This is a genomic window from Pseudomonas lopnurensis (assembly GCF_015070855.1).
GTDB classification, from domain to species: Bacteria; Pseudomonadota; Gammaproteobacteria; order Pseudomonadales; family Pseudomonadaceae; genus Stutzerimonas; species Stutzerimonas lopnurensis.
Genome location: NZ_JADDIX010000008.1, coordinates 54,333 through 81,287 on the forward strand (window position 1 = coordinate 54,333; position 26,955 = coordinate 81,287).

At 61.2% G+C, this 26,955-nt stretch carries 23 protein-coding genes and 1 tRNA gene; 6 read left to right on the forward strand and 18 right to left on the reverse strand.

The genetic code is table 11. The features are described 5' to 3' along the window. Window positions 1-14 precede the first annotated feature (14 nt). The 3 genes from IN820_RS01505 (at window position 15) to IN820_RS01515 (ending at window position 3,681) form a co-directional block, all read left to right on the forward strand. Window positions 15-1,781, forward strand: coding sequence for a hypothetical protein (locus IN820_RS01505; RefSeq protein ID WP_193679283.1), 1,767 nt, complete (start codon window positions 15-17; stop codon window positions 1,779-1,781). Between the two features lie 97 nt (window positions 1,782-1,878). Continuing rightward, entirely contained in the window at window positions 1,879-2,337 is a 459-nt protein-coding gene (locus IN820_RS01510; protein WP_193679284.1) for a 3'-5' exonuclease family protein, read from the forward strand. A 9-nt stretch (window positions 2,338-2,346) separates the two neighbouring features. Further along, a complete protein-coding gene (locus IN820_RS01515; RefSeq protein ID WP_235989044.1) occupies window positions 2,347-3,681 on the forward strand; it encodes a phospholipase D family protein in 1,335 nt (444 codons plus the stop codon). Window positions 3,682-3,777: 96 nt separating this feature from the next. Here IN820_RS01515 and IN820_RS01520 read toward each other — a convergent pair whose 3' ends face one another. The 13 genes from IN820_RS01520 to rpsU all read right to left on the reverse strand — a co-directional run bounded on the left by IN820_RS01520 (window position 3,778) and on the right by rpsU (window position 17,945). Next, a complete protein-coding gene (locus IN820_RS01520) occupies window positions 3,778-5,196 on the reverse strand; it encodes a UvrD-helicase domain-containing protein (protein WP_193679285.1) in 1,419 nt (472 codons plus the stop codon). Then, window positions 5,183-6,913 carry an ATP-dependent nuclease gene (locus IN820_RS01525; protein WP_193679286.1) on the reverse strand — a complete coding sequence of 577 codons (1,731 nt, stop codon included), beginning with the start codon at window positions 6,911-6,913 and terminating at the stop codon, window positions 5,183-5,185. The genes IN820_RS01520 and IN820_RS01525 overlap by 14 nt, the downstream gene beginning before the upstream one ends. A gap of 27 nt (window positions 6,914-6,940) precedes the next feature. Continuing rightward, a complete protein-coding gene (locus tag IN820_RS01530) occupies window positions 6,941-7,996 on the reverse strand; it encodes a DUF3800 domain-containing protein (protein WP_193679287.1) in 1,056 nt (351 codons plus the stop codon). A gap of 359 nt (window positions 7,997-8,355) precedes the next feature. After that, complete coding sequence (locus IN820_RS01535; RefSeq protein ID WP_193679288.1) at window positions 8,356-9,345, reverse strand: Abi family protein; 990 nt, start codon at window positions 9,343-9,345, stop codon at window positions 8,356-8,358. Between the two features lie 256 nt (window positions 9,346-9,601). Then, window positions 9,602-11,077, reverse strand: coding sequence for an N-6 DNA methylase (locus IN820_RS01540; RefSeq protein WP_207793463.1), 1,476 nt, complete (start codon window positions 11,075-11,077; stop codon window positions 9,602-9,604). Beyond that, complete coding sequence (locus tag IN820_RS01545) at window positions 11,070-11,651, reverse strand: restriction endonuclease subunit S (protein ID WP_193679289.1); 582 nt, start codon at window positions 11,649-11,651, stop codon at window positions 11,070-11,072. The genes IN820_RS01540 and IN820_RS01545 overlap by 8 nt, the downstream gene beginning before the upstream one ends. Before the next feature lie 206 nt (window positions 11,652-11,857). Continuing rightward, window positions 11,858-12,268 carry a hypothetical protein gene (locus IN820_RS01550; RefSeq protein ID WP_193679290.1) on the reverse strand — a complete coding sequence of 137 codons (411 nt, stop codon included), beginning with the start codon at window positions 12,266-12,268 and terminating at the stop codon, window positions 11,858-11,860. Window positions 12,269-12,449: 181 nt separating this feature from the next. Further along, window positions 12,450-12,526 (reverse strand) — tRNA-Ile (locus IN820_RS01555). A gap of 58 nt (window positions 12,527-12,584) precedes the next feature. Then, complete coding sequence (gene cowN, locus IN820_RS01560) at window positions 12,585-12,881, reverse strand: N(2)-fixation sustaining protein CowN (RefSeq protein WP_193679291.1); 297 nt, start codon at window positions 12,879-12,881, stop codon at window positions 12,585-12,587. Window positions 12,882-12,955: 74 nt separating this feature from the next. After that, window positions 12,956-13,615, reverse strand: a complete 660-nt coding sequence (locus tag IN820_RS01565; protein WP_193679292.1) for a Crp/Fnr family transcriptional regulator — start codon at window positions 13,613-13,615, stop codon at window positions 12,956-12,958. Between the two features lie 111 nt (window positions 13,616-13,726). After that, window positions 13,727-15,580, reverse strand: coding sequence for an RNA polymerase sigma factor RpoD (gene rpoD, locus IN820_RS01570; protein ID WP_193679293.1), 1,854 nt, complete (start codon window positions 15,578-15,580; stop codon window positions 13,727-13,729). A gap of 67 nt (window positions 15,581-15,647) precedes the next feature. Further along, the gene (dnaG, locus tag IN820_RS01575) at window positions 15,648-17,591 is read right to left on the reverse strand and encodes a DNA primase (protein ID WP_193679294.1); all 1,944 of its coding nucleotides are present in this window, start codon (window positions 17,589-17,591) and stop codon (window positions 15,648-15,650) included. A gap of 138 nt (window positions 17,592-17,729) precedes the next feature. Continuing rightward, window positions 17,730-17,945 (reverse strand): 30S ribosomal protein S21, encoded by a 216-nt coding sequence (gene rpsU / locus IN820_RS01580; protein ID WP_003290642.1) that lies wholly within the window; start codon window positions 17,943-17,945, stop codon window positions 17,730-17,732. Window positions 17,946-18,143: 198 nt separating this feature from the next. On the opposite strand from rpsU, the gene tsaD reads away from it, so the two are divergent. Beyond that, window positions 18,144-19,184 (forward strand): tRNA (adenosine(37)-N6)-threonylcarbamoyltransferase complex transferase subunit TsaD, encoded by a 1,041-nt coding sequence (gene tsaD, locus IN820_RS01585; RefSeq protein WP_193679295.1) that lies wholly within the window; start codon window positions 18,144-18,146, stop codon window positions 19,182-19,184. Here the strand turns inward: tsaD and plsY are convergent. After that, a complete protein-coding gene (plsY, locus tag IN820_RS01590; RefSeq protein WP_193679296.1) occupies window positions 19,181-19,750 on the reverse strand; it encodes a glycerol-3-phosphate 1-O-acyltransferase PlsY in 570 nt (189 codons plus the stop codon). The genes tsaD and plsY overlap by 4 nt on opposite strands. Window positions 19,751-19,825: 75 nt before the next feature. Between plsY and folB the strand changes: the two genes are divergently transcribed. Both folB and folK read left to right on the forward strand, forming a co-directional pair. After that, window positions 19,826-20,179 (forward strand): dihydroneopterin aldolase, encoded by a 354-nt coding sequence (gene folB, locus IN820_RS01595; protein ID WP_193679297.1) that lies wholly within the window; start codon window positions 19,826-19,828, stop codon window positions 20,177-20,179. After that, window positions 20,170-20,712: a 2-amino-4-hydroxy-6-hydroxymethyldihydropteridine diphosphokinase gene (gene folK / locus IN820_RS01600; protein WP_193679298.1), complete on the forward strand. Its 543-nt coding sequence runs from the start codon at window positions 20,170-20,172 to the stop codon at window positions 20,710-20,712. The genes folB and folK overlap by 10 nt, the downstream gene beginning before the upstream one ends. 19 nt (window positions 20,713-20,731) lie before the next feature. On the opposite strand, the gene IN820_RS01605 is transcribed toward folK, so the two are convergent. From IN820_RS01605 to IN820_RS01620, 4 genes are all read right to left on the reverse strand, one after another. Next, window positions 20,732-21,916: a multifunctional CCA addition/repair protein gene (locus tag IN820_RS01605; protein ID WP_193679299.1), complete on the reverse strand. Its 1,185-nt coding sequence runs from the start codon at window positions 21,914-21,916 to the stop codon at window positions 20,732-20,734. A gap of 92 nt (window positions 21,917-22,008) precedes the next feature. Next, the gene (locus tag IN820_RS01610; RefSeq protein WP_193679300.1) at window positions 22,009-23,553 is read right to left on the reverse strand and encodes a SpoVR family protein; all 1,545 of its coding nucleotides are present in this window, start codon (window positions 23,551-23,553) and stop codon (window positions 22,009-22,011) included. A gap of 10 nt (window positions 23,554-23,563) precedes the next feature. Beyond that, window positions 23,564-24,835, reverse strand: a complete 1,272-nt coding sequence (locus IN820_RS01615) for a YeaH/YhbH family protein (RefSeq protein ID WP_193679301.1) — start codon at window positions 24,833-24,835, stop codon at window positions 23,564-23,566. 109 nt (window positions 24,836-24,944) lie between these two features. After that, window positions 24,945-26,867, reverse strand: coding sequence for a PrkA family serine protein kinase (locus tag IN820_RS01620; RefSeq protein WP_193679302.1), 1,923 nt, complete (start codon window positions 26,865-26,867; stop codon window positions 24,945-24,947). Window positions 26,868-26,955 lie beyond the last annotated feature (88 nt).

Here is a 26,955-nt window from a genome sequence, read left to right on the forward strand (position 1 = left end):
TAGAGAATTGATCTATGACCGAAGCCTGGATTCTTCAAACCTCTGAAATTCGGCGTCCGTTTTCTCGGGCGACCTGGATCCCCCTTCGTGCGTCGCTAAATGACGAGAAGGGCAACGTGAAGGAAGTGGGGTATGTCGGAGATGTATTCGCCTGTGGCTCCGTCGCCTTTCCCAAGCAGCATCACGAGCTTGCCGAGCGCTTGAGTTGGAGCGACATCGGCATTGGGTATACCGTGGCGCCGTATGCTTACTCGGACGGCCATTACTCGCCTATCGATGAGTATCAGTTCAACGACAAGGAGCCCATCGGGACCAACCTCGTTTTCGAGCATCCGCAGCCCGTGGTCGGAGGCCGACAGTGGATTCTGAATCCGGACTTGGTGGTCGCGCTTCGCCTGATTAAGGAGGGGCCGAACTGGGTCAGGCCGGAAGAGGACTTTGTCGTGGTCGCCAGGGAGACGGTGGACAGCGATGGCAGCCATCGCCTGATCGAGATCAAGCGGGAATTCCTGATTGATTACCTGGCCGCTCGCGGCCTATCCCTTCGTCTCTCCTATTACCGCCAGCGCGTCGAGAACGTGGCCGACCTCAAGGACAGCCCCTATGCCAGCCTGACCGAGATCCAGGAGGAGCGTGAAGGTGGACGGTACGATCTGCGCATCAAGGCGCTGAACGCTGTGTTCGGCGGGAGCTGGGCGTCGTTTCGTGTGTGGCGCACCGACGTTGACGAGGAGGAAGACGCTCCGGTCATGAGGCCCGAGACGAACGACAACACCGCCTCAGAGAGCGCCAAGGGCCATAGAAGCGGCTACCCCGGCGTGCGCGTCGAGGGTGAGTTCTGGCGAGACGAATGGATCGAACATCAGGGAACGAGCACGCGTGTGCGCGGGGACGAGGATCAGAACCTGCCGCACTTCATCGTCGACACGGACGGCTCGCGTAAGTTCTCGGCCGAGCTCAACGACGAAGACGTCGGACGATGGCTCTGGTTCCGCCCGTCCGTGGTCAACGAGCTCCTGAGCCATCGAGGCTTCTCCTTGAAGTGGTACACGGCTGAAACCGGAGCGATCGAATCCACCTCGGGGTATTCAACCCATTTCGGTATCAACGCCTCGGAACTCATCACCGTCTACGCCTACGACATCGCCAAGCTGCCCGCCTGGGAGCAGTTCCTCTGGGCCGCGAGTAACGTTGCGCCGGATGGCAAGGTCAGTGCCGAGCTCCTGGCCTCTCAGGTCAAGGCGCAGCCGGCAGACACCCATGCCGTGGAAGAGATGCTATTCGGGTGCATGCGGCTGCTGGAAGCCGAGTTCCGCAAGGCCTTCGGCGTGTCGCTGTTCTCGCACGAGATTGACGATGCCGCGTCGATGCAGCACGTCTCTCGCTTTTCGAGCAAAGATCAGGCTTCGCTCTTGCGGTTGGCCAAGGAACTCGTTCGCATCTTCTCAGATCGACTCGACGTTCGCTCTCTTCGAAAGCTGTCCAACCACCCTGACAAGGAGAAACTGGGCTCTAACAAATTGCTTCAGAGTATCTTGGCCCAGAAGGCCGGAGAGGCGCGTGCGCGCGAGGTCTTCGCTGCTATCGCCGGCGCCTACGACATGCGCCTTGGCGACGCGCACCCGACGAGCTCGAAGATCGGCGAAGCCCTCAAGCTCGCCGGCATCGACACCACTGCGTCATATCTGCGACAGGGCGAGCAATTGATCCGCAACTTCGGCCACGCCGTTTGGTGCACTGGGAGTCTGCTCTTCGGAGACCACGAAAAGAGCGAGGGATGAGCCGTTCGCTGCCGAACGATTCAATGGCGGCAGGTCGGCGGATCGGAATGGTGGCGAAGACCTATGCACGGTGCATAGCTCAACGGAGCAACCTCGGATGACGAAATACAGGGTCTACTTGGACACCGAATTCACTAATCTGAACCGCTACACCTGCAAGCTAATCAGTCTTGCCCTAGTTGTACCAGGTGGCCCCGAGTTCTATGTCGAACTGACTGATGCCTGGGAAGAGGGTGACTGCTCCGATTTCGTCCGGGAGATTGTGCTGCCACAGTTGGACCAGGCGGCCTATGGGCGCACGACAGAGCGGGCGCGAATAGAACTACTGGATTTCCTCCTTCGGCTCGGTCCGGTGGAGATCATCAGCGATGCGCCTGACTGGGATTGGCCTTTGCTGATTTGGCTGGCAGGCCCGGATGGGTTACCAGGAGGAGTAGAGGCGGGGAGGATCCGCTGCGACATCGAGGTTTCTGCCGATGGGGAGGAACCGCCCCACCATGCCCTTCAGGATGCCCGGATGCTGGCTCAATTTGTGGAGAGATCCAACCTCGCATGACGACAAGCCATGCACGGAGCATCACAAATTAGTGACTTTCTGTACACGGCTAGGCTGAAGGCTTTTCGTGAGCGTCTCCATCTGGGCAGTCAAAAGATCGTCATTTTCGAAGACACCAAGTCTGTGGCAAAAACTGTGAGCGATAAAATGGCACAAGGATTCAAGCTGTTATTGAATGGCTATGACTCAGGTCATGGCGACGAGATCATCGGGCTACTGGCTAATGCTGAACACTTGGAGTGCATGGTTGCGTTTGCTAAGTCTTCCGCGAGCGAGGCTATCCTAGAGCCTCTTAAGCAGGCGATCGCTCGCGGGATGACAGCTCGGGTGGCGGTTGGCCTGAGTCTGTTCGTGACCGATCCCGCGATGCTGTATGAGCTGCTCAAGGTGGAAAAGAATTCCCAGAACAAACTTGAGTTCTACCTGAGTTCAGCGGAAGAAACCTTCCATCCCAAGATCTACGCGGTGCGCGAGCCGGGAGGTCACAGAGTAATCGTCGGCTCCGCCAACCTGACTGCTGGTGGCTTCTCCAACAATTACGAGGCATCGGTCGTCGTCAATGATCGCGACGGTGCATTGATGGCATCTGTCCAAGAGCACTTTGGTGGCTTGATCGAAGAGGGTGCGCTCACTCGTGCAACGACGGCGCGCATTGATGGGTATGCAAAACTCCATGCCGTTCACGAGGCTTGGCGGAAGATGGCAAGTCGACGTGCGGAAAAAATCAGCCGCGGTGACTTGCACAGCTTGGAGGTGTTGGCTGACCGGCTGGCTGACATGCAGGCTGACGATTCGCCTTATGGGTTTGCGGCCCAACAAACTTACCGTGCTAGAGATCGGCTCATGGCGAGGCGGCGAGTTAAAGATATCGCTGGATTAGGTAAGGTCACCCGCGATAATTTTCTCGAAGCTTACGAAGGTCTGATCGAATGCTTTCATTCTGGAGGACTGCATCGCGGGAAGCGTATCGTGTCGCAGAACTCAAGTCTCTTCATCTGCGCCCTTGCAGAGGTCTTGGAGCTGAACCGCGCAACACCCGCCCAAGCATTTGAGTTATTGCACAGGCACTTCGTGGGTATTGATCGAGCGGGCATTAATGTCCTGACGGAGATCCTCCATTCCTTGGACAACCAGCGATATGCGGTGATGAACCAGAATGCGGTGAGCGGGTTGATAGTCGCCGGTTACGATCAATATCCCCTGCGGCCGTTGAAAACCAATGTTACCCCCGAGCTTTACGAGCAATTCTGCCGAGACGCCAGGGAGGTTCAAACTCAATTAGAGTTGGAAAATCTCTCTGAGGTAGACGCTCTGTTCAACTACGTCTACTGGCTTGACGAGTAGCTGCGTGCATAGTGCTCGTGTGTTGAGGTCGCTCAGGCGTCTCCTTCGTGCTCTGTTCTCCGAACTGCTTCTCTGTTGTCATTCCACATCTCTGAACTATCCAACCATGGCATTGGGGCTACACACCACCAGCTTCATCGACCCGCGGGTCATGGCCACGTATAGGTGCTGTGCGCTCATGCCCTCTGTGTTCAGCACCACGGCCACCTCCGCTTCCAGCCCCTTAAGCAGTAGAGTGCTGCCCACTGCACGCTTGGGCAGCGGTCGGCCCAACAGTCGGTTTTCTTCCCGCACGCGCCTGGTGGCCTCCGCCAGCGGTACGGTTCCTGGCGCGGCTTCCCGCAACGCCTTTAGCACGCCGTAGAGAATGGCGGGCCGGTGCACGCGCACATTCGGCATAGCGCGCAGCTCCGACAGCAGCGCAGCGGCGGCGGCAATAGACGGTACGCGCAGGAATTCCAAGGCACGGCTCTCCGCTTCGGATGGCGGATTCCTGGCGGTTCCTCGCGCCAACGAATCCAGACGCCGTGTGAGCTCTGGTACACCTACGTTGGTCATGACGCTCTGCGCTAGGGTAAGAAGCTGTCCCAGGGCATCCGGCGAAGCCACGTCAAAGCTGCTACCGAAGGTAATGAGGTCTTGCAGATCAACGGCCTCAACGGTCGACGCCCCTGGTGTCTGGCTCGCGAAATTCTGTTGGATCGCACGATTGCGGCTATCGGCGATGAGCAGCACGTGGCCATCTGGAGTAGGCGGTGCCGTCCGAGCTGCGGTCAGTCGCTGTGCGTGATCGTTGGGTGGCGTGACTTGAGTCCACATTACATGCGCTGCCGGCCCAGTGCGCAGGTCTACCTGCTGCCCAGCGGCCAGCAAACGCCGGGCCTCTAGCAGCCACAGCCCGAGCGCTTCAGCGCCGGCATTGCGCCATCGCCATGGCGTAGCCAGTTCGGCCACAACCGGAAAATGCGCGCACACCTGCTGGTTCCAATCGGCCAGGGCATTGCCGCGAAACCCGAAGATGGCCTGCATCGGGTCGCCGAGCACGCAGGTCGGCAGGATCAGCGAGAGAAAGTAGACGATGTAGTGCTGGGGCACCGAGCAGTCCTGATATTCATCGACGATGAGTTGCGCATAGGACGCTTTCAGCACCTCGCTGACGTGCCCGGCCTGCAGCAACTTCCAGGCCGCCTCCCGGACCGCCGGGTAGTCGTGAGCCGGCGTGGCGATCCGCAGGATGTCGGGGTCGTGGCCGCTACGGCCCGGAAAACTCGCGATCAAGCGGATAGCCCAGCCGTCGATCGTGCTCAATCGATAGGCACTGTGCGGCACGCCTGCTCGATCGAGCCGGCCGCGCAGGGCTGCCACACCGGCGTTCGTGTGCGTGAGCACGAGGATGGGTTTGCTGCCTCGGTGGCCGGCCAGCGCGTGGGCGATCAATTGCGTCTTGCCGCAGCCGGCCGGTGCCGTGACCGTGCCACGTGCGATCGCACGCAGGTCGATCTCAACGGGGCCCATGAGCAGCCCACCCTGATACCTGGGTCATCAATGCGTTGAAGCCCGGATCGCACAGAGGTAGGTCAGGTGCCACGATGGTTCTCGCCACGTCCTCCATCCAGGAGATGGATTTGAACCAGCCAGCCTTACGGATGCGTGCCGCCTGCCCGAGCAGGGTTCGGCTTGGCACCGATAGCGCGTTGGTGTTCTGAATCTCGTCCCAGACGGCTTGGATGGTAAGCGTGTTGTTCGAGACCGTGCGAAGGTGCTCGTGAATCAGGTCGCCATGTAGCTCATATGCGTAGTTGATCAGCTTCTGGCAGGCCACCGGCGTTAGACTGCCGAACAACTCGTCCTCTAACGCCCTGCCTGCGCGGTAGGCAACGACGGCACCGCCGCCCTGAAGGAATGCCTGTTCGATGGTGGCCGTGGGCTGTTTGTCGTCATCGCGCACGACCATGACCCGATAGCCCAAGGACTGGAAAACCGCTGCGCGCGCGTACGGACGATCTGCATCGCCGCCACCGCAGTCGACCATGGCAACGCCCTGCGCCGCCAAGGACACGCCTCCCTGTTCTATCCGGTGCAGATCCAGGCCTCGAAGGAGCCCGATCTCGCTGGCTCCCTCACACACGATCACAGAACGTGCCAGGAAAGCCTCGGGGTACAGGCGAATGGTGCTCTGGATGTCATTGTCAGTCCCGACCACCCGAGCCTCGTGGCCGTGGGGGCCGCTGCGCAGCACGAAGAGCTGGCTCCCCGAGAGTTCCCTGAGTGCCACAGGCGAATGCGTGGTTAGGAATACCTGCAGCGGAGCCGCCTCCTTCGCACCGAGGGAGCCTAGGAACCGCGCGATGCGGTGCGGCTCCAGGCCGTATTCCAGCTCATCCGACAGCACGATCGACGCCTGACTGGCCGCCTTGCGCTGCAGTCCGGCGACTAACAGACGGGTGGAGCCGACCCCCAAGCTGCGAAGCGGAATACCGCCCTCGTTGTGCAGGGAAATGGTGCCGCCGCCGAACGACACGGAATGCGAGTCGAGTAGCGCTCTGGCCTTCGCGCCGATGTGGACGCCCAGTTCCTGGGCGGTCGTGGCGACGATACCCAACGCCTCGCCCAACTGCTGTTCGGCCTGGTCGCCAAAGGTCGAGCGCGCATCCCGCGCCGCCTTGACCAGGGCCGCCGAGGCATCGGCCCGCTCCTCCGAGATGCGGTTTAGAACCGAACCCCGTTGCCAGCTCAGGTTGTAGTCCGCAAGAGCCCCGATCCGCGTGGGCGCCAGCGCCACGCGATCTTTCCATGCTAGTGACTTCACCAGGCCTTGCTGGGCGGCGCGGTCGGAAATGAGGGTCCAGGACGGCTCCAGGTCACTGGCGATCGTCAGGTTCAGGCAGAGCACAACCTCCGCGCCAGCGGATGGTTCGTCTTCGACGACACCAGTGGCGGTGTGGTAGCCGCGCAGAAAGGCACCGAAGCTTTCTAGCGTCCTCATGCTGTCATCGAGGTCGCCCAGCGTCAGCGTGATGCTGATCGGGTTCGTGATGTCCAGACCGAAGAAATCGGCATCGGAGATCTGGATATTTCGCCTAGCCCCCAAACACAGGTCGATTGCGTCCAATACCGTGGACTTGCCACTGTCGCCCGGGCCGATCAAGCAGTTGATACCGGGCATCGGGCACCAGACCAACCGCTGGATGCTGCGAAAGTTGGCGATCTCGATTTTTCTGATTCTTGCCATTGGGTGCCCCTATGATGGCATGCGGCCTTAGGAGGTTTTGGTGCCAAAGTGCTTGGCGAAGTAATCGATCATTTCCGCCGCCTGACACCCCTCACGGAATCGTTTCTGTTCATCGAAGTCGATCGACGGCAACATGTGGATAAATTGATCCTCTGCGTAGAGCGACATCACGACCTGCGGGTCCAGCAGCGGCGCGCGTCGGCCGGTTAATCCGTTGGCTGCCTCGATGGCAGCCCCGATCATGACGTCAGCGATCTGGACGGCGGGGCTGGTCTTCGAGTCGACCTGGGTCACGGAAGACAGCTTGAGCGGAAAGCGGATGCCCGCGATCTGCGTTTGCCTGAATTCGACCTCATCCTGGTGGTCGATATAGCGCTGCAGCAGTTCGTGGTACGTGAGTAGGTTCTTCGATTGGTCGTGCTCGACCCGGTACGGTCCCGCCGCCATCACCTCCATCCGGTTGATCAGCGATTGGAGTACCACCATCGCCGCGTCGGTTGAGACGCCCGGCGTGGCAATCGCGCACAGGCATTCAGGTGCTGCCAGTGCTAGCGGGCCGAGCGCTTCGGGTAGTTGTTGCCAGTCCAACATCCTGACTGCTCGGACCAACGCTTCCAAAGCCTGCGGAGTTTTTTCTTTGATCGCCCGCTGGAAGGCCGCGAGTAGTTCATTGAAGGTCGCTTTGCCGAGCAAGGTCGGACCGACGGTGTACAGCAGCGAAGCTAGCGCGTAGTTCTGGCCGTCTTGGTAGAAATCCATACCACGCTCGTAGTAGAACGGTTCGACTGCGTAGTCCATGAACATGAGCAGCAGCAGGTAGCGCTTGTCGCAGATGTAGGTTACGCATTTCTGCTGTGCCAGCACGGCCCGCTGCAGGTCTAGCAGCGGTTGCCGATAGCCAGGCCGCTTTGCCAGCGCGTGGTACTTGAGCTCCGGTGCCTGCAGCTTGGGGAAATGAGCGCGAATCAGCTGCGCCGCCTCGTCATCGGTAATGGCCACGGCGGTGGCACCCTGAAAGCGCTGTTCAGGGTTGAGCAAATCGAACCCGGTGTAGCCACTCTCGTCGATGTGGAAGCATTCCATGCGTGTTCTTCCCAGGTGTCATAGATGGAGTAACGTCGCTGTAGTCGCGAACTGATCATGCCCGAAGGCTGGTGCGGAGCCGCCCAGTTCACTGGGCGCAATCCAACATCCGGACTTAGCGCAGCCTGGGGCTAGGCTGCAACCACATTCTTTCCTTGAAAGCAGCTCTAGCATAAGCCTCTAGGTCGTCTTACCACTTGCGCATAGCCGCTACGCTTTGAGGCGCAATCGATTTGGCAGACTGTCAATGGAGTTGACGTCACCTAACCCGATCTCTAGTATTGGACTCAACACGGCCCCTCTCGGCTGACTCACTCCGGTGATGAAGCTGCTGAGGGGTTTTTTATTGCCTGAAATTTTCACCAAGCGGTGTCCCAGCCTGGGTGCGTCCCCATACCAGCATCGTTGAGCCCCAAGTGGGACAACTGTGGGAACTGCTGCAGGTGCTGCTTCATCCGCTGCGGCCAAGTGGAACGAGGATTTACCGTTCGCAACAGATGGCGCGTTATGCAAAGTAGCAGGTAGCACCGTGCAAGGGCATGGGCGTTCCCTACAAAGGGCGCGACCCAGGGGACCTCTCCCACCGGCGGTAGCTTCGGCTGGTCGATAATGTTTCTATTCCATAGCCGACTGTGGTGAGCACAGACGTTGCGAAGGTAGTTAAGGCTTCGCAGCCAGGACGCAAAGGTTCGCCCGTTTGAGATGCCGTACTTTGCCGAGATTGCATCTTGGTCGGCTTCTCGCATCCCGCTGAACAGAGTGGACATCGTGCCAAAGTCCCAAACCTCCGCAACAATCCAGAGCGGTAATGGAAGTCCGTACTTTGCCTTGCAGTGCTGAATGAAGTCCTCTTTTGAGCGGGAGATCAGCTGGTTATGGCGGGTCAGCCAATCTTGATGCCGGCTGATTCCCGTACTCGCAAGAATCCTCCCGCAAAAGTCCTTATGGAGCAGGCCAGGTTGCATGTAGGCAAACGGATCCAGGACGCCGAGGCCGTGGGTAATATCTACCCTCAAACCGATTTCGATTCGCTCCAGAGCATCCATTGCTAGGAGGCGCAGTTGTTTATCGAAGACGTAAAGATCCACGGCATTTTGGAAAGTGGCACCCGGCTTGAAATCGTCCGTGAGGACTTTCGTCACCTTCAGCTTGCTCGGTTTCTTCCCTCCATCGAGCATAACCACGTCGTTTCGCTCTCTGAAGGCATACCAGTACCCACTCAGCCGGTAATAGCCTATTCGGCTAAGGTATTCCAGTGCCAGCGCTCGGTCGGTGATGGTCATGCCCCGCTGGATCAGCTGGTTCAGCTGGTCTTCGAAGCTCATCCAGGGTTTGAGGTATCCCGTCATTAGCTACTTCCTTTTGCCTACTTCTTCCACAGCACCGTCGGCAGCACCGAAGAAGCTTCGATTGTTGCCCAGGGACAGCTTTGACGGGGTCTGAGTGCACGTTTGAATCGCGGCTGTATTGGTGAGGTTCTGATCGAACATGCTTGTTGTATTTGCCTCGCAGGCGTTTGGGCTAGATGGTTCGTGAGGCCAGGTTTGGACGGAGATCAGGCGTCGAGATACACACAAGTGGAAGCGGTCGTGGCAGCTCTGTGCTCTAAGCATGGCCGGCCTCCTCCAGCAGGATCGCTAGCTTTTCTTCCAGACGCTCCAACTCAGATCTGAGTGTGGCGCGCTCAGCCCTCAAACTCGCAAGATCAAGTTCTTCTTCCTCCTCAAGAATCTCTACGTAGCGCGCGACTGAAAGGTTGTAGTCGTTGCCAGCTACCTCGGCCTGAGAGGCCAGCTTCGAATATTGGTCGACATTTATCCGAGCCTGGTAGGTCGTTTCGATCTGATCCAGATCTGGCTCGCGCAAGACGTTCAGAATCTTCCCTTGCTGGTAGCTACGGCCGGCATCAATAAACAAGATCCCGTCATCTGCCTTTTTCCTACGCAGTACCAGAATCGCCGTCTGAATGCCTGTGTTGGCGAGCATCTTGGGCGGTAGGGCAATTACCGCATCAATTAGGTTTTCCTTAACGAGGTGCTCCCGAATTTGGCGCTCTGCGCCGCCTCGGAACAGCACGCCGAGAGAGACAATCACAGCCATGCGACCGCGCTCAGGCGCAAGGCTCGCAATCATGTGACTAATACACGCGAAGTCGCCTGATGCCCGAGGGGGAACGCCGCGCCAGTAGCGGCCAAATGGATCATTCTCTGCCCATTCATGTCCCCATTCACGTAGCGAGAAAGGCGGATGAGACACGACAACGTCGAACCTACTCAACTGGCCATCCGCGTCGAGAAAACTAGGATTGCGTAAGGTATCTCCCCATGCGAGCAAGCAGTTTGTTTCGCCATGAAGGAGCAAGTTCATCTTGGCTAGGCCCAATGTGTTGCCGTTCGCGTCCTGGCCGTACAACAGGCAGCCTTTGCCACTCGAATTCTGGCGTGCAAATTTATTGCAGGCGGTCAGGGTCCAGGCAGCGCCACAGAAGGGATCGTAGATTTTCTCCCCCTCAGAGGGCTGCATTAGACGGGCGATCAACTGCGAAAGCTCAGGTGGCGTCAAATACTCCCCGCCACGTTTGCCGCTAGCTTCTCCGGTGTGTCTCAGAATGGCTTCAGACGCAGCTGCGGCGGCACCCTGTATGTCGCCACTAGGAACCACGCGAAAGTCGAGTGCTGGGGTTCTGAACGCCTCAAGCAACCGACAAAGGATGCGGTCTTTCTGGTCTGCGCTGCCGAGCCTGGGCGAGTCGAATGATACGAACAGAGACATCTTGTCCAACCCGCTGTTGGAGGCGTCGATCAGTTCGAGAGCGTTATCAATACGTGCCCCATTGCCAGGCTGACTCCTAGCTGCATGCAAGCCGTAGAAATTCGCCTTCTCGGGTACGAAATAGTGCATTCCACTAGCAAGTTTCTTGTTCTCGGGAGAGTCCTCTAGACCCGTGTCGGTGAGGTACTTCAGCATGAGCATTGCCATAGCAAACTCTACGCTGTCATGAGGGTCACAAACTCCTCGGAAGACGCTCAACACGCTCGATATGGCTGCGTTAATGGCATTCAGCATTTGCAGATCAGGCATGACGAGCTCCGTCCTGCAGAAGCTGCTTTGTCACGTGGGCGATCTCTGCTTGATCCAGCTCGCTCAAGCGATGTCGGATGGCGACAATTTGCTGCTTGGTGTGATCCAACTCTGAGATCTGCTTCTGCTTGAGCAGGGGAGGCGTCTCCACTTCCAGAGTAAGCAGCGCCGCCTTTGTAAGTGCCTTGATGCTAGTGCCGGTCAGCATCAAGCTAATCCTAGTCTGCGTTGATTTCTGGTTGAGGTACCAAACGAGGTAGCGAGCATCCAGTTGCGGCCCGGGCGTGATCACGTTCAATTGCCCTAGGGGAAATACGGGCTCGCTAGCGCCCTCAAAAAGCCACGCTTTGTAATAGTCGCCCCGCGAGGGGATTACGACGTCACCTGGTTGCAGGCAATGGGAGAGGTGCCCCTCATCTAGGAGGATCCGCGGTAGTTCATTCCATTGAAGCGGTTTGCTTGCGACCAAATCCCTGATCGCCAATGCACGCACATTGCCATTCTGCTCCTCTTGGGGCGGCTGGTTGCGGAACACAACGGCTGTACGGACATGGGCAAGCTTGGAGATATTCATGCAGAAGAGTTCTACAGTTTTACGGTGAGAGGAGTATATGCATCCAGCGGAAGGCTTGCAAGCAGAAGGATTCTACTGCGCATGGCTGGTTCTGGGTCTGTGATCGGCCATCAAGCGTGGGAGCGGGGTGATGGTCCGAGGCTGACGGTTGCTCTAATAGAATCGAGGCGAACGGCGCTTGCTCAGCGTTAGTGCTTACCATCTCCTCATTGGCAAGTTATTTCATACTCGATGCCATCCGGCTCGCGATTCTGGGCCCAAGCTTGGTACTGATCGCCGGCCTCACCTTCGATCAGCTTCCAGCCAGGATCGCCGTTTCCTGGATCAAACATGACATCGAGCTCGTGATCAATCCCAACGCCGCCAACCTGGGCAATCAAAAAAGAGGGAGAGGATCCCTTGGTGAAGGCGACCGCGTGATTTGGTTTTCCTGTGGCCAGCATTACTGCGCTGACCCAGCATGCAGCGGGCCGGTAACCAGCACGAATCGCCGCCTTGCAAGTCATTTTCATTGCCTGACGGTGATCGCTGTAGTGCTCAAAACAATGTGCATAAGCCCCGGCGAGACCGCCGAGGGCTATTCGATCCATCATCCTGCTGACTTTCGCATTACTCATCCTTTTCCTATCCCATTGGTGCTGACCGGTACTAAAACTAGCTCGCTATACAGTGTTCAGCTATCTGCCTGGAGTCATGGGAGCTGATCGGCAGGAAAGGAAATGGGGACCAAGGTGGGGACTAAAATAGCCATAAACGAAAAAGCCCACCATTGCGGTGGGCTTAAGTCGTTGATTTATATGGTGGGCCCACACGGACTCGAACCGTGGACCAAAGGATTATGAGTCCTCTGCTCTAACCAACTGAGCTATAGGCCCCCAGAAGGCCGGCGGATTATACCGGTCGGGTCCTGGGGCGCCAACTGATTGCTGGGGTTCAGCAGCAGTCGTCTTCCACTCGCTGCAGCAGGAGAGCGATTTCGTGATCGCCGTTGCGCTCGAAGAGTTCGTGGATGACGTTGATCTGTGCGTGGAGGATGAGCCGGGCATCGGGCTCGAAGCCGTTGCGGTTGCCGATCTTGTCGCGGAAGTAGCGGCACAGGGGGCAACTGCCATCGTCCTGGCTGATGTAGTGCTGAATGCGCGAGTAGATGGTGCGGATGCTGCGGTCGCATTCGATGTAGGGCAGTGGCTGGTCGCCGGCGACGCTGCGATAGGTCACGACGCTGGACATGGCTTTCCTCCTTGTCCGGTTGGACGATCGGTTGGGGTAGCGCTGATCCTAAGGGGTGTCTGCGCAGGCGTCTGTCAGCCAGCCGACACCTTGCCGGTCTGTTGGCTGCGCTGTTTCAGAAGGTCCGGACGGTGGATGTCGAAGATGCCAGGGGCGACTCGACTGAGAATGCCCTGCCGGGCCAGGCGGCTGATCAGCGAGGAGGCGGTTTGCCGGGTTGTCCCGAGCAAGTGGGCGATGTCCTCGGTGCTCAGGTCCAGTTCCAGGCGCTGCACGCCCTCGTGCGGGCGCCCCCTGCGTGCGAGCATGCCGTCGAGGAAGCGTGCCAGGCGGCCTTCGACGTCGCGGAAGGCGAGATCTTCGATCAGTTGCAGGGAGTTGGCCAGGGTCTGGCCCAGGACGCGGATAATGGTCGGTGCTGCGCCGGGGAGCGCCAGCATGCGGCTCATCAGGGCCGTTTCGCCAATCAGCACCTCGCTCGCTTTGAGCGCCTGGAGATAGGCGCCGCTGTGGGTGCTGTAGATGTCTCCGGCCTCGAGAAAGGTCAGGGTGTATTCCTTGTCTTCGGAAGCGAGGTACACGCGGATGCGTCCGTTGCGCACGATGAACACGCTGTCGCGTGGACCGCCCGGGCTGCCGAGCAGTTCGCCTTCGACCAGGCTGCGCTGGCGGAAGCCCTGGAGCAGGGCGGCCTGTTCCAGGGCTTGGCGGTGTGAGCTGTCGGGTCCGTGCATGGCCGTTCGGTCCGTCATGGGAAGAGCGGAGGATAGCGCGGTTGGCGGGATGATGCAGGTGGTCGTTCAGTCGGCGGATAGCAAAAGCCCCGGCAGGACCGGGGCTTCGTTTCACTCGTCGAGGAAGGAGCGCAGGTGCTCGCTTCGCGTCGGGTGGCGCAGCTTGCGCAGTGCCTTGGCTTCGATCTGGCGGATGCGCTCGCGGGTGACATCGAACTGCTTGCCGACTTCCTCGAGGGTGTGGTCGGTATTCATGTCGATGCCGAAGCGCATGCGCAGGACCTTGGCTTCGCGGGCGGTGAGGCCGGAGAGAACCTCACGGGTGGCTTCCTTGAGGCTTTCCACGGTCGCCACGTCGATCGGCGACTGCATGGCGGAGTCCTCGATGAAGTCGCCCAGGTGCGAATCCTCGTCGTCGCCGATGGGGGTTTCCATGGAGATCGGCTCCTTGGCGATCTTCAATACCTTGCGGATCTTGTCCTCGGGCATTTCCATGCGCTCGCCCAGTTCTTCCGGAGTGGGCTCGCGACCCATTTCCTGCAGCATCTGGCGGGAGATGCGATTGAGCTTGTTGATCGTCTCGATCATGTGCACCGGGATGCGGATGGTGCGCGCCTGGTCGGCAATCGAGCGGGTGATCGCCTGGCGGATCCACCAGGTGGCGTAGGTCGAGAACTTGTAGCCGCGGCGGTATTCGAACTTGTCCACCGCCTTCATCAGGCCGATGTTGCCTTCCTGGATCAGGTCGAGGAACTGCAGGCCGCGGTTGGTGTACTTCTTGGCGATGGAGATCACCAGGCGCAGGTTGGCCTCGACCATTTCCTTCTTCGCCCGGCGGGCCTTGGCCTCGCCGATGGACATGCGGCGGTTGATGTCCTTGATGTCGGCGATCGCCAGCTCGCATTCCTGCTCCAGCTCGATCAGCTTCTGCTGGCAGCGCTGGATGTCGTCCTTGCGGTTGCCGATGGCTTCGGCGTACTTGCTCTTGCCGGTGGCCAACTGCTCGGCCCAGCCGAGGTTGGTTTCGTTGTTGGGGAACTGGCGCAGGAAGTCGGCACGCGGCATGCGCGCATCGCGCACGCACAACTGCATGATGGCGCGTTCCTGGGCGCGGATCTGGTTCAGGGCGCTGCGCACGCGCTCGACCAGGGCGTCGTACTGCTTGGGTACGAGCTTGATCGGCATGAACAGGATGGCCAGGGCTTCGAGCTCCTCGGTGGCCTGCTGGCTGGCGCGGCCGTGCTTCTTCAGCGCCTTGTTGGCCTTCTCCAGTTGTTCGGCAACGGCGCCGAAACGCGCGCGCGCGACTTCCGGGTCCGGGCCGCCATCACCTTCTTCCTCTTCGCTGTCGGAATCGTCCTCGTCCTCGTCGTCCTTGTCGTCGGCCGCCGGCTTCGCGGTGGTCTGCGGCGCGGCGGGTTCGACTTCCTGGGGCGCGGCGGCGCCGTCGTCGTCGGGGTCGATATAGCCGCTGAGGATGTCGGACAGGCGGCCACCTTCGCTGGTGACGCGCTCGTAATCGGCGAGAATGCTGTCGACGGTGCCGGGGAAATGGGCGATGGCGCTCATCACCTCGCGAATGCCTTCCTCGATGCGTTTGGCGATTTCGATCTCGCCTTCGCGGGTCAGCAGTTCGACGGTGCCCATTTCGCGCATGTACATGCGCACGGGGTCGGTGGTGCGGCCGATGTCGGTCTCGACCGCGGCGAGGGCCGCTGCGGCTTCTTCGGCGGCGGCTTCATCGGTATCGGCTTCGGCCAACAACAGGGCATCGGCATCCGGGGCAACCTCGAATACGTTGATGCCCATGTCGTTGATCATGCGAATGATGTCTTCCACCTGTTCCGGATCGGAAATATCCTCCGGCAGGTGGTCGTTGACCTCTGCGTAAGTCAGGTAACCCTGCTCACGGCCACGCTGGATCAACTCTTTGAGGCGGGACTGCTGTTGCGCTTTTCCGGACATATAACCCTATCCACTGAAGGTTCTGGCGGGCTGAAAACAAGCTGAGCATTATAGCCGAGCTAGGACCTCACGCGCCAGTTGAGGTCGATGTAGCGGGTGTCGTGTTGCGACTCAGTAGGCTACGCAGTTGATCTTTTTCCTCTGCGCTGAGTTCACCCTGGCGAGCCTTGCGCAGCAGCCCTTCGAGGCTGCGTTCGCGTTGTCTGGCGGCAAGGGTGTTAATGGTGTCGAAAAACTGTTGTTCAAGGTTGTCGGCCGAAATCAGCCATTCTTTCTCGGCCAGGGCGCGTAAAAGACGACCCTGGTCAGTGCCGTGCCAGCGGGCGATCAGTTGCAGGCTGCGCAGCTTGGGATTTTTCTGCAGGGTGCCGAGCAGGGCGACCAGCAGTTGGGCATAGGTATCGTCTTCTGCGGCGAAATGACTCACATCCTCCACCTTCTGCGCCAGTTCGGGGTGGTGCAGAAGCGTGCGCAGAGTGGACAGCGCCGGCGGCTCGACCGTGGCGGGCGTACGTGGGCCTCGTGGCTTGAAGTCTGGACGCTGTCCGGATTTTTTCCAGTCCTTCTTCCATTCCTTCTTGCCGCCGCGCGACGGCTGGGGCGCTTCCTGCGGTTCGAAATAGGCGGCTTCGTCGTATGCCGGGCTGGCATCGTAGTAGATGTTGTCGTCGTATTGGGCCGCGCTGCCGGCAGATGATGGAGCCGAGGCGGCCGTCATTTGTTGCAGGGCCTCGCCGTTCAGGCCGGTCAGTTCGGTGAGGCGCTGGCGCATCAGGGCGCGCAGGTTGGCGCCAGGAATCTTTTCGATGAGCGGTGCTGCCAGCGTGGCCAGATGGGCCTTGCCTTCCAGCGAGCGGGGATCGGCTTCTTCGCTCAGTTGCTGGAAGAAATAGTCGGCCAGCGGCTGCGACTGCTGTTGGATGCGCGCGCGGAACGCGTCGGTGCCCTCGGCGCGGACCAGCGTGTCCGGGTCCTCGCCGTCGGGCAGGAACAGGAAGCGTGCGCGGCGTCCGTCCTGCAGGTTGGGCAGGGTGGCTTCCAGGGCGCGCCAGGCGGCCTTGCGCCCGGCGGCGTCGCCATCGAAGCAGAACAGTACGCTGGGCACGATGCGGAACAGGCGCTTGAGGTGTTCTTCGCTGGTGGCGGTGCCGAGCGTGGCGACGGCATTGCGCAGGCCTTGCTGGGCCAGGGCGATGACGTCCATGTAGCCCTCGACCACCATGATTTCGTCGAGGTCGCGGTTGGCCTGGCGCGCTTCGAACAGGCCGTAGAGTTCCTGGCCCTTGTGGAACACCGGTGTCTCCGGCGAGTTCAGGTACTTGGGCTTGTCGTCGCCCAGCACACGGCCGCCGAAGGCGATGACGCGGCCGCGGCTGTCGCGGATGGGGAACATCACGCGGTCGCGGAAGCGGTCGTAGCGTTTGCCGTTCTCGGCGTTCTCGATCAGCAGGCCGGCGTCGATCATGGCCTTGTGCTGCAGGGGGTCGCCGCCCAGATGCTTCAACAGGTTGTCCCAGCCGGGCGGGGCGAAACCCAGGCCGAAGTCACGGGCGATCACGCCGGACAGGCCGCGTCCCTTGAGGTATTCCACCGCCGCCTTGCGGGTCGGGTGGCTCTTCAACGCCTGGCGGTAGTACTCGGCGGCAGCGGCCAGCAGCGGGTAGAGCGGTGAATCGACCGGCTGGCGCGGCTTGTGCCGGCGTCCGCTGTCCTCGTGCGGGACTTCCATGCCGGCGCGCTTGGCCAGCTCCTCGACCGCCTGGGGGAAGTCCAGCTGGTCGTGGTCCATGACGAAGCCGAGCGCGTTGCCGCCGGCGCCGCAACCGAAACAGTAGTAGAACTGCTTGTCCGGGCTGACGCTGAAGGAGGGAGTCTTTTCCTTGTGGAAGGGGCAGAGCGCGCTGTAGTTCTTGCCGGTCTTCTTCAACTGGATGCGCGAACCGACCACTTCGACGATGTCGGAGCGGTTGAGCAGGTCATCAATGAAGGATTGCGGGATCAGTCCGGCCATAGGGGTATCAGAATACGCTCGCCGTGTTCGGGCCGGAAATGAAAAAAAACTCCGGCCATTCGCCGACTGGCGAAGCGGAGTCTGGTGCAATGCAAAGCCCGGCCTGAGCCGGGCTTGATGCGCGTCAGCCGTACCGGATCAGTACAGGCGAACGCTGCGGCGCTGCTCGCGCTGCACTTTCTTGGCGTGACGCTTGACGGCGGCAGCAGCCTTGCGCTTGCGTTCGGCGGTCGGCTTCTCGTAGAACTCGCGCGAGCGGACTTCGGCCAGGACGCCGGCTTTTTCGCAGGAGCGCTTGAAGCGACGCAGTGCTACGTCGAAGGGTTCATTCTCTTTAACTTTGACAGCGGGCATCCAGGACTTACCTTCACTTGATTACCGGTGGCAACGCGCTTCGGCAAATGACTCGCAAGCACGCTGGTTTTAAGGGTTGCGGATGTTACCCGCTCCAACTGCGGAATGCAAAGCCCCCTTATCGAAAAGCGCTGGTCGGTGCTTGGCCCGGGCGATTAATATGCACGGCTTCATTCGCCTGCCTGAAGGTTGGAACCCATGCTGGTGCTGGGGCTGGAAACATCCTGCGACGAGACTGGCGTCGCGCTCTACGATAGCGAGCAGGGCCTGCTGGCCGATGCGCTGTTCAGCCAGATCGATTTGCACCGCGTCTATGGTGGCGTGGTTCCCGAACTGGCTTCGCGCGACCACGTGAAGCGCATGCTGCCGTTGATCCGCCAAGTGCTGGACGAGGCGGGGCGCAAGGCGGCGCAGATCGAGGCGGTGGCCTATACCGCCGGCCCCGGGCTGGTCGGTGCGCTGTTGGTGGGCGCTTCCTGCGCCCAGGCGCTGGCGCTGGCCTGGGGCGTGCCGGCTGTGGGTGTGCACCATATGGAAGGCCATCTGCTGGCGCCCATGCTCGAAGCACGGCCGCCGGCATTTCCGTTCGTCGCTTTGCTGGTATCGGGCGGCCATACGCAACTGGTCCGCGTGGATGGCATCGGCCAGTACGAGCTGCTTGGCGAGTCGGTGGACGATGCCGCCGGCGAGGCCTTCGACAAGACCGCCAAGCTGATGGGCCTGCGCTATCCCGGTGGGCCGGAAATCGCGCGACTGGCCGAGCAGGGCACGCCCGGTCGCTTCGTCTTCCCGCGGCCGATGACCGATCGTCCGGGACTCGATTTCAGTTTCAGCGGGCTCAAGACTTTCACCCTCAATACCTGGCAGCAATGCCGCGCCGCGGGTGACGAATCCGAGCAGACCCGTTGCGATATCGCCCTGGCCTTCCAGCAGGCGGTGGTCGAGACGCTGACCATCAAGTGTCGCCGCGCATTGAAGCAGACCGGGTTGAAATCGCTGGTCATCGCTGGCGGGGTCAGCGCCAACCAGTCGCTGCGCCAGTCGCTGGAGAAGATGCTCGGCGAGCTGAAAGGGCAGGTGTTCTATGCGCGACCGCGTTTCTGCACCGACAATGGCGCGATGATCGCCTACGCTGGCTGTCAGCGCCTGCTCGCCGGCCAGCGGGACGGTCCGGCCATCACGGTGCAGCCGCGCTGGTCGATGGAAACTTTACCGAGCTTGAAGCTTGCCGCTGTTTAAAAGTGCCTTTCCCGCCCCGCGAACAGGTCGCGCAGATTGCTGCGATGGCGCCAGACGATCAATACCGCCAGTACGCTCATCGGCAGCAGCGCCGCCGGTTGTTGCCAGGCCAGCAGCGGCAGGCAGAGCGGCAGGGCGATGAGCGCGGCGAGCGAGCTGGTGCGGGTCAGGCGAAACACCGCCAGCCAGGCGATGATCGCCAGCAGCGCGGCGGGCGGATAAAGCGCGAGCAGGGTGCCGGCGGCGGTGGCAACGCCCTTGCCGCCGCGAAAGCGGAAGTACAGGGGGTAAAGATGGCCGCACACCGCCGCCAGGCCGATCCAGGCCTGTTGCTGGACGGCCAGGCCCAGTGAGGCCGCCAGCAATACCGGCAGCAGGCCCTTGAGCAGGTCGCCGAACAGCGTCCAGATCGCCAGGCGCTTGCCGGCCAGGCGCAGCATGTTGGTGGCGCCGGGATTGCCCGAGCCGCCGGCGCGCGGGTCCGGCATTCCGGCCAGGCGGCTGAGCAGAATGGCGAATGACAGCGAACCGATGAGGTAGGCGAGCAGTGTCAGCAGCCAGAACATGGAATCCATCCGGGGCAGGAAGCTCCTGAGTCTAACGATGCGTATCGAGCTTGTCGTGCCGTAGGAGAAAGTTGCGTGGATACAGTCTTCATCGAAGGTCTGGAAGTGGATACGGTGATCGGGGCCTATGACTGGGAGCGGGGCATCCGTCAGTGCCTGCACCTGGATCTGACGCTGGGCTGGGATATTCGTCCCGCCGCCGAGCATGACGAGTTGGGCAAGGCGCTGGATTACGCCCGGGTCGCTGCGGCGATCGATCGCTTCGCCGGCGAGGCCCGCTTCGAGCTGGTGGAGACCTTTGCCGAACGCCTGGCGGCCATGCTGATGAGCGAGTTCGGCATCGTCTGGCTGCGCTTGCGGGTGACCAAGCCCGGGGTCAATCCGCGCGCACGCGCACTGGGCGTGGAGATCGAACGCGGATGTCGCTGATCCCCGTGCTGCTCGGCCTGGGCAGCAATGCCCAGCGCGAAAGCCACCTGCATGCCGGCCTCGATGCGCTGGCCGAGCTGCTGCTGGACATGCGCTGCTCGCCGGTCTTCGAGAGCCTGGCGGTGGGCTACAAGGGCGACAATTTCTACAACCTGGTGGTGGCCGGCAACACCGCGCTACCGCTGACGGAACTGGACCGCAGGCTGAAATTCATCGAGGCGGACAACGGCCGCTATGCGCCGGAGCGCAAGGGGCTGCCGCTGGATATCGACGTGCTGCTCTATGGCGATCTGGTCGGCAATTTCCACGGGCTGCTGCTGCCGCGCGCGGAGATTCTGAAGAATGCCTTCGTCCTCTGGCCGCTCGCCCTGCTGGCGCCCGCCAGGCACCACCCCGCGCTCGGCGAAAGCTTCGCCGAACTGTGGGATCGATCGTCCATCGACCAGCAGCTCTGGCCGGTGCCGTTCCAGTGGCGTGGCGTCGAGCTGACCTCGCCGGACTTGCTGCGCAGCCATCCGCCCTTGCAGGTCTGAGCACTGGTGTGCGCATTGCTCAGGCGTTCTGCTGCTTGTAGCCCCTGAGCCGTTCGAGGCGTTCGCGCTTGAGCGCCTCGCCCAGTTCGGCGCCCTGGTAGCCCCGTTCCAGCAGCGGCTTGACCGCCACCGCGCGGGCTGCGGCGGCCGCGCCGCGCAGATAGGCGGCCTGGGGGAAGCCGTGATGCTTGAAGTCCGGGCGAGCGCGGACGTCCATTTCGCAGGCGGTGATGAACTGCTCGAAGCGCTCGGGGCGACGGTAGATGTCGAAATGCTGCAGCAGGTCGAGGAGGGCTTCGGCCGGCAGGTCCGGGGCATGGAGGGCATGGGCCTGGTATCGCCCGACCAGCAGGGCCAGTTCCTGGCAGTCGCGAGGGGCCTTGCAGCGCTGGTTCGCCGCCTCGATCAGGCGCAGGCCGGTTTCGACTCGCTCGTCCTCCTGCGGCTCATGCGTCGTCGCGGCGCAGCCCTGCAGCAGGCAGGCCCAGCGTACGGGCAGCCCTTGGCCGTGTGCCGCGCACTGGCGCAGCACGCCGAACAGGTGCTCGCCACGGTCGTGCGCGAGCAGGGCATCCACTTCCGGCAGCAGTTCGGCCAGGGCGCCGCAGTCGTGCAATACCTGGATGAACACGTCCGGCCGTGGCTCCATCAGCGCGCGGGATATTTCCTTCCAGCTGCGCTCCGGCGTCAGCGCCGACAGTTCGCCGGAGCGGGCCAGCTGGCGCATCAGCGCGCGGGTTTCCTCGGCGATGCTGAAGCCGAGTTCGGCATAGCGCGCGGCGAAGCGGGCGACGCGCAGCACGCGCAGCGGGTCCTCGGCGAAGGCGGGGGAAACGTGCCGCAACAGGCGCGCCTGGAGGTCGTGCTGGCCGCCGTAGGGGTCGATCAGCTGGCCGGCTTCATCCTCGGCCATGGCGTTGATGGTGAGATCGCGGCGGATCAGGTCGTCCTCGAGGGTGACGTCGGGGCTGGCGTAGAAGGTGAAGCCACCGTAGCCGCGGCCGCTCTTGCGCTCGGTGCGCGCCAGGGCGTATTCCTCGCCGGTCTGCGGATGCAGGAAGACCGGGAAATCGGCACCGACCGGGCGGAAGCCTTTGGCCTGCATTTCTTCGGCGCTGGCACCGACCACCACCCAGTCCACTTCGCTCACCGCGCGGCCCAACAGGCGATCGCGCACCGCGCCGCCGACTTTGTAAATCTGCATGTTCTACCTCCGTTGGCACGGAGGATAAAGGATAAGCGCGCCCAGGCCACCCATTGTCTCGAGTGGCGGGGTGCTGCGGGCGCGCGCCGCGTTCAGGCGAAATTCATTCCGGGAAAGCGGCTTTCGGTCTCCGGATCGCTGCCGCGCGGCGGCATGTGGTGCGTATTGACCAGCTTGTCGTCCTGCATCGACTGCAGGTGCACGTCGAACCCCCAGAGCCGGTGCAGGTGCTTGAGCACGTCGTCGGTCGAGCTGCCCAGCGGTTTGCGGTCGTGCTGCTGGTGGCGCAGGGTCAGCGAGCGGTCGCCGCGGCGATCGACGTTCCACACCTGCACGTTGGGCTCGCGGTTGCCGAGGTTGTATTGCGCGGCGAGCAGCTCGCGAATGGTGTGATAGCCGCTTTCGTCGTGGATCGCCGGCACCAGCAGCTCGTCCCTGCGATCGTCGTCGAGGATGCTGAACAGCTTGAGGTCGCGGATCACCTTGGGCGAGAGGAACTGCAGGATGAAGCTCTCGTCCTTGAAGTTGGCCATGGCGAACTTGACCGTGGTCAACCAGTCGCTGCCGGCGATGTCCGGGAACCAGCGCTTGTCCTCTTCGGTGGGATGTTCGCAGATGCGGCGGATGTCCTGGTACATGGCGAAGCCCAGGGTGTAGGGGTTGATGCCGCTGTAGTAGGGGCTGTCGAAGCCCGGCTGGTAGATCACGCTGGTGTGCGACTGCAGGAATTCCATCATGAAGCCGTCGGTGACCAGGCCTTCGTCGTAGAGGTCGTTGAGCAGCGTGTAGTGCCAGAACGTCGCCCAGCCTTCGTTCATGACCTGCGTCTGGCGCTGCGGGTAGAAGTATTGCGCGATCTTGCGCACGATGCGCACCACCTCGCGCTGCCAGGGTTCCAGCAACGGCGCGTGTTTCTCGATGAAGTAGAGGATGTTCTCCTGCGGCTCGGCCGGGAAGCGCTGGTCGCGTTCGCGCTCGTCGCCCTTTTCGCCGAAGTTGGGAATGGTCCGCCAGAGATCGTTGATCTGCTTCTGCAGGTGCTCCTCGCGATCCTTCTGCCGCCGCCGCTCTTCCTCGGCGGAAATGGGGTAGGGCCGCTTGTAGCGGTCGACGCCGTAGTTCATCAGGGCGTGGCAGGAGTCGATCAGGTCTTCCACCGCTTCGATGCCGTGGCGCTCCTCGCATTGGGTGATGTACTGCTTGGCGAACACCAGGTAATCGATGATCGAGCTGGCATCGGTCCAGGTGCGGAACAGGTAGTTGCCCTTGAAGAAGCTGTTGTGGCCATAGCTGGCATGGGCGATCACCAGCGCCTGCATGCACATGGTGTTCTCTTCCATGAGGTAGGCGATGCAGGGATCGGAATTGATCACGATTTCGTAGGCCAGGCCCATCTGGCCGCGCTTGTAGTGCTTCTCGGTATGCAGGAACTGCTTGCCGTAGGACCAGTGGTGGTAGCCCAGCGGCATGCCGACCGAGGCATAGGCATCCATCATCTGCTCGGCGGTGATCACCTCGATCTGGTTCGGGTAGGTGTCCAGCGCGTAGCGTTCGGCGATCCGGCCGATTTCGCGGTCATAGGCGCGGATCAGTTCGAAGGTCCATTCCGAGCCGGTGGAAATGGGCTGTCGTTTCATGCTGCGCACCTCAGCTGGTCATCCGCCGCTGGAAGAGCTCGCGGAACACCGGGTAGATGTCCGCGGCACTCACCAGTTGCTGTTGGGCGAACGCCTCGGAGAAGGCTTCGGCCACCTGGTTGTACTCGTACCAGAGCGCCTGGTGCTCGCGCGGGGTGATTTCGACATAGGTGAAATACTGCACGAAGGGCATGATCTGGTTGATCAGGATGTCGCGGCACAGCGGCGAATCGTCGTTCCAGTTGTCGCCGTCGGAGGCCTGTGCGGCATAGATGTTCCACTCGTTGGCCGGATAACGCTCGGCCATGATCTCCTGCATCATCTTCAGCGCGCTGGAGACGATGGTGCCGCCGGTTTCCCGCGAATAGAAGAACTCTTCCTCGTCGACTTCCTTGGCGCTGGTGTGGTGGCGGATGAAGACGACGTCGATCTTGTCGTAGTTCCGCTTGAGGAACAGGTAGAGCAGGATGAAGAAGCGCTTGGCGATGTCCTTGGTGGCCTGGGTCATCGAGCCGGAGACGTCCATCAGGCAGAACATCACCGCCTTGGAACTGGGGTTGGGGTGCTTGACCAGCAGGTTGTACTTGAGGTCGAAGGTGTCGAGGAACGGCACGCGGTTGATGCGCGCCTTGAGGCGTTCGATTTCTTCCTCCGCAGCCTTGATGTCGCCGAAGTTGTTCGGCTCCTCCAGGCGCAGCCGTTCCAGTTCGGCCTTCAGTTCGCGCAGCTTGCTACGGCTGCTGCCGGACAATGCGATGCGCCGGGCATGGGCCGAACGCAGGGTGCGCACGATGTTGATCCGCGCCGGATTGCCTTCGTTGCTGATGCCGGCGCGCACCGTCTTGAAGGTGTCGGTGCCGGTGAGGTGGCGCTTGACCAGATTGGGCAGCTCCAGGTCTTCGAACATGAAGTCGAGAAACTCCTCCTGGGTGATCTGGAACACGAAGTCGTCCATGCCTTCGCCGCTGTTGCTGGCCTGGCCGGCGCCCTGGCCGCCCCCGCCACCCTGCGGCCGCGGGATGCGCTCGCCGGCGATGAATTCCTTGTTGCCGGGGTGAACGATGGTCTGGCGTCCGCCGCGGCCGTGGTGAAGCACCGGCTCGTCGATGTCGCGGCCGGGAATGCTGATCTGTTCGCCATGTTCCATGTCGGTGATGGAGCGCCGTCCGACGGCCTCCTCCACCGCTTTCTTGATATGACCACGGTACCGCTGCAGGAAGCGCTGGCGGTTCACCGTGCTTTTGTTCTTGCCATTCAGGCGACGGTCGATCACATAACTCATAGAAGCCCCTCCGGGGCAGTTGCAAGCCTCAAGCTACAAGCTGCAAGAAAGGAGCATGTGCGCGCTTTGCTCTCTCTTGCCGCTTGAAGCTTGCAGCTTGCGGCTGCTGTCACTGTGATTTCCGTACCCGCAAATACCACTCGGACAGCAGGCGAACCTGTTTCTCCGTGTAGCCCCGTTCGACCATGCGCACGACGAAGTCGTTGTGCTTCTTCTGGTCTTCCTTGCTGGCCTTGGCGTTGAAGCTGATGACCGGCAGCAGGTCCTCGGTGTTGGAGAACATTTTCTTCTCGATGACCACGCGCAGCTTCTCGTAGCTGAGCCAGGAGGGATTCTTGCCGTTGTTGTTGGCGCGGGCGCGCAGCACGAAGTTGACGATCTCGTTGCGGAAGTCCTTCGGGTTGCTGATGCCGGCCGGCTTCTCGATCTTCTCCAACTCCTCGTTGAGCGCAACGCGGTTGAGGATCTCGCCGGTCTCCGGATCGCGGTATTCCTGATCCTGGATCCAGAAGTCGGCGTAGAGCACGTAGCGGTCGAAGATGTTCTGCCCATACTCGCTATAGGACTCGAGATAGGCGGTCTGGATTTCCTTGCCGATGAACTCGATGTAGCGCGGCGCCAGGTATTCCTTGATGAAGCGCAAATAGCGTTCCCGGACTTCGGCGGGGAACTGCTCCTGCTCGATCTGCTGCTCCAGCACATAGAGCAGGTGCACCGGGTTGGCGGCGATCTCGTGGGGGTCGAAGTTGAACACCTTGGAGAGGATCTTGAAGGCGAAGCGGGTGGAGAGCCCGTTCATGCCCTCGTCGACGCCGGCGGTATCGCGGTATTCCTGGATCGACTTGGCCTTGGGGTCGGTGTCCTTCAGGTTCTCGCCGTCATAGACGCGCATCTTCGAGTAGATATTGGAGTTCTCCGGTTCCTTCAGCCGCGACAACACCGAGAACTGGGCCAGCATCTTCAGCGTATCCGGTGCGCAATGCGCCTGGGCCAGCGAGCTGTTGGTCAGCAGCTTGTCGTAGATCTTCACCTCGTCGGTGACCCGCAGGCAGTAGGGCACCTTGACGATGTAGATGCGGTCGATGAAGGCCTCGTTGTTCTTGTTGTTGCGGAAGCTGTGCCACTCCGACTCGTTGGAGTGGGCGAGCAGGATGCCGCTGTAGGGAATCGCGCCAAGGCCCTCGGTGCTGTTGTAGTTGCCTTCCTGGGTGGCGGTCAGCAGCGGGTGCAGCACCTTGATCGGCGCCTTGAACATCTCGACGAATTCCATCAGGCCCTGGTTGGCCCGGCACAGCGCGCCGGAATAGCTGTAGGCGTCGGCATCGTTCTGCGGGAATTCCTCCAGCTTGCGGATATCCACCTTGCCCACCAGCGAGGAGATGTCCTGGTTGTTCTCGTCGCCCGGCTCGGTCTTGGCCACGGCGATCTGGTTGAGGATCGACGGATAGAGCTTGACCACGCGGAACTGGCTGATGTCGCCGCCGAACTCCTGCAGGCGCTTGGTCGCCCAGGGCGACATGATGCTGTTGAGGTAGCGCAGCGGGATGCCGTAGTCCTCTTCGAGGATCTGCGCATCTTCGGCGGGGTTGAACAATCCGAGCGGCGATTCGAAGACCGGCGAGCCCTTGATGGCGTAGAAGGGCACGTGCTCCATCAGCTGCTTGAGCTTTTCCGCCAGGGAGGACTTGCCGCCCCCGACCGGGCCGAGCAGGTAGAGGATCTGTTTCTTCTCCTCCAGGCCCTGGGCGGCATGCCGGAAGTACGAAACGATCTGGTCGATGCACTCCTCCATGCCATGGAAATCCTCGAACGCCGGATAGCGGCGGATCACCTTGTTGGAGAAGATGCGCGACAGCCGTGGGTCGGTGGAGGTGTCCACCAGCTCGGGCTCGCCGATGGCCATCAGCAGCCGCTCGGCGGCGCTGGCGTAGGTCCCCGGGTCCTGCTTGCACAGATCGAGGTATTCCTGGAGCGAATACTCTTCCTGGCGGGTCGCTTCGAATCGTTGCTGGAAGTGGCTGAAAATGCTCATGACTTCACCTCGGTCGATGCACGAATGGCGTGTCATCAGGCATCCTGGAGCCCGGCCGAAGTGGCGGCCAGTGGAGTTCCCCCGAACA

Bases quoted from the DNA above. Each gene is read 5' to 3' on its own strand.
- cowN (WP_193679291.1), bottom strand. From the start codon at position 12,881: ATGTCCAGCGTCGTGACCTATCGCAGCGTCGCCGGCGACCAGCCACTG.
- IN820_RS01615 (WP_193679301.1), bottom strand. From the start codon at position 24,835: ATGAGTTATGTGATCGACCGTCGCCTGAATGGCAAGAACAAAAGCACG.
- IN820_RS01565 (WP_193679292.1), bottom strand. From the start codon at position 13,615: ATGCACGGACCCGACAGCTCACACCGCCAAGCCCTGGAACAGGCCGCC.
- IN820_RS01535 (WP_193679288.1), bottom strand. From the start codon at position 9,345: ATGACGGGATACCTCAAACCCTGGATGAGCTTCGAAGACCAGCTGAAC.
- IN820_RS01605 (WP_193679299.1), bottom strand. From the start codon at position 21,916: ATGCAGATTTACAAAGTCGGCGGCGCGGTGCGCGATCGCCTGTTGGGC.
- IN820_RS01550 (WP_193679290.1), bottom strand. From the start codon at position 12,268: ATGAGTAATGCGAAAGTCAGCAGGATGATGGATCGAATAGCCCTCGGC.
- IN820_RS01510 (WP_193679284.1), top strand. From the start codon at position 1,879: ATGACGAAATACAGGGTCTACTTGGACACCGAATTCACTAATCTGAAC.
- IN820_RS01545 (WP_193679289.1), bottom strand. From the start codon at position 11,651: ATGAATATCTCCAAGCTTGCCCATGTCCGTACAGCCGTTGTGTTCCGC.
- rpoD (WP_193679293.1), bottom strand. From the start codon at position 15,580: ATGTCCGGAAAAGCGCAACAGCAGTCCCGCCTCAAAGAGTTGATCCAG.
- folK (WP_193679298.1), top strand. From the start codon at position 20,170: ATGTCGCTGATCCCCGTGCTGCTCGGCCTGGGCAGCAATGCCCAGCGC.
- dnaG (WP_193679294.1), bottom strand. From the start codon at position 17,591: ATGGCCGGACTGATCCCGCAATCCTTCATTGATGACCTGCTCAACCGC.
- IN820_RS01540 (WP_207793463.1), bottom strand. From the start codon at position 11,077: ATGCCTGATCTGCAAATGCTGAATGCCATTAACGCAGCCATATCGAGC.
- rpsU (WP_003290642.1), bottom strand. From the start codon at position 17,945: ATGCCCGCTGTCAAAGTTAAAGAGAATGAACCCTTCGACGTAGCACTG.
- IN820_RS01610 (WP_193679300.1), bottom strand. From the start codon at position 23,553: ATGAAACGACAGCCCATTTCCACCGGCTCGGAATGGACCTTCGAACTG.
- IN820_RS01505 (WP_193679283.1), top strand. From the start codon at position 15: ATGACCGAAGCCTGGATTCTTCAAACCTCTGAAATTCGGCGTCCGTTT.
- plsY (WP_193679296.1), bottom strand. From the start codon at position 19,750: ATGTTCTGGCTGCTGACACTGCTCGCCTACCTCATCGGTTCGCTGTCA.
- tsaD (WP_193679295.1), top strand. From the start codon at position 18,144: ATGCTGGTGCTGGGGCTGGAAACATCCTGCGACGAGACTGGCGTCGCG.
- IN820_RS01620 (WP_193679302.1), bottom strand. From the start codon at position 26,867: ATGAGCATTTTCAGCCACTTCCAGCAACGATTCGAAGCGACCCGCCAG.
- IN820_RS01530 (WP_193679287.1), bottom strand. From the start codon at position 7,996: ATGGAATGCTTCCACATCGACGAGAGTGGCTACACCGGGTTCGATTTG.
- IN820_RS01525 (WP_193679286.1), bottom strand. From the start codon at position 6,913: ATGGCAAGAATCAGAAAAATCGAGATCGCCAACTTTCGCAGCATCCAG.
- IN820_RS01520 (WP_193679285.1), bottom strand. From the start codon at position 5,196: ATGGGCCCCGTTGAGATCGACCTGCGTGCGATCGCACGTGGCACGGTC.
- IN820_RS01515 (WP_235989044.1), top strand. From the start codon at position 2,347: ATGCACGGAGCATCACAAATTAGTGACTTTCTGTACACGGCTAGGCTG.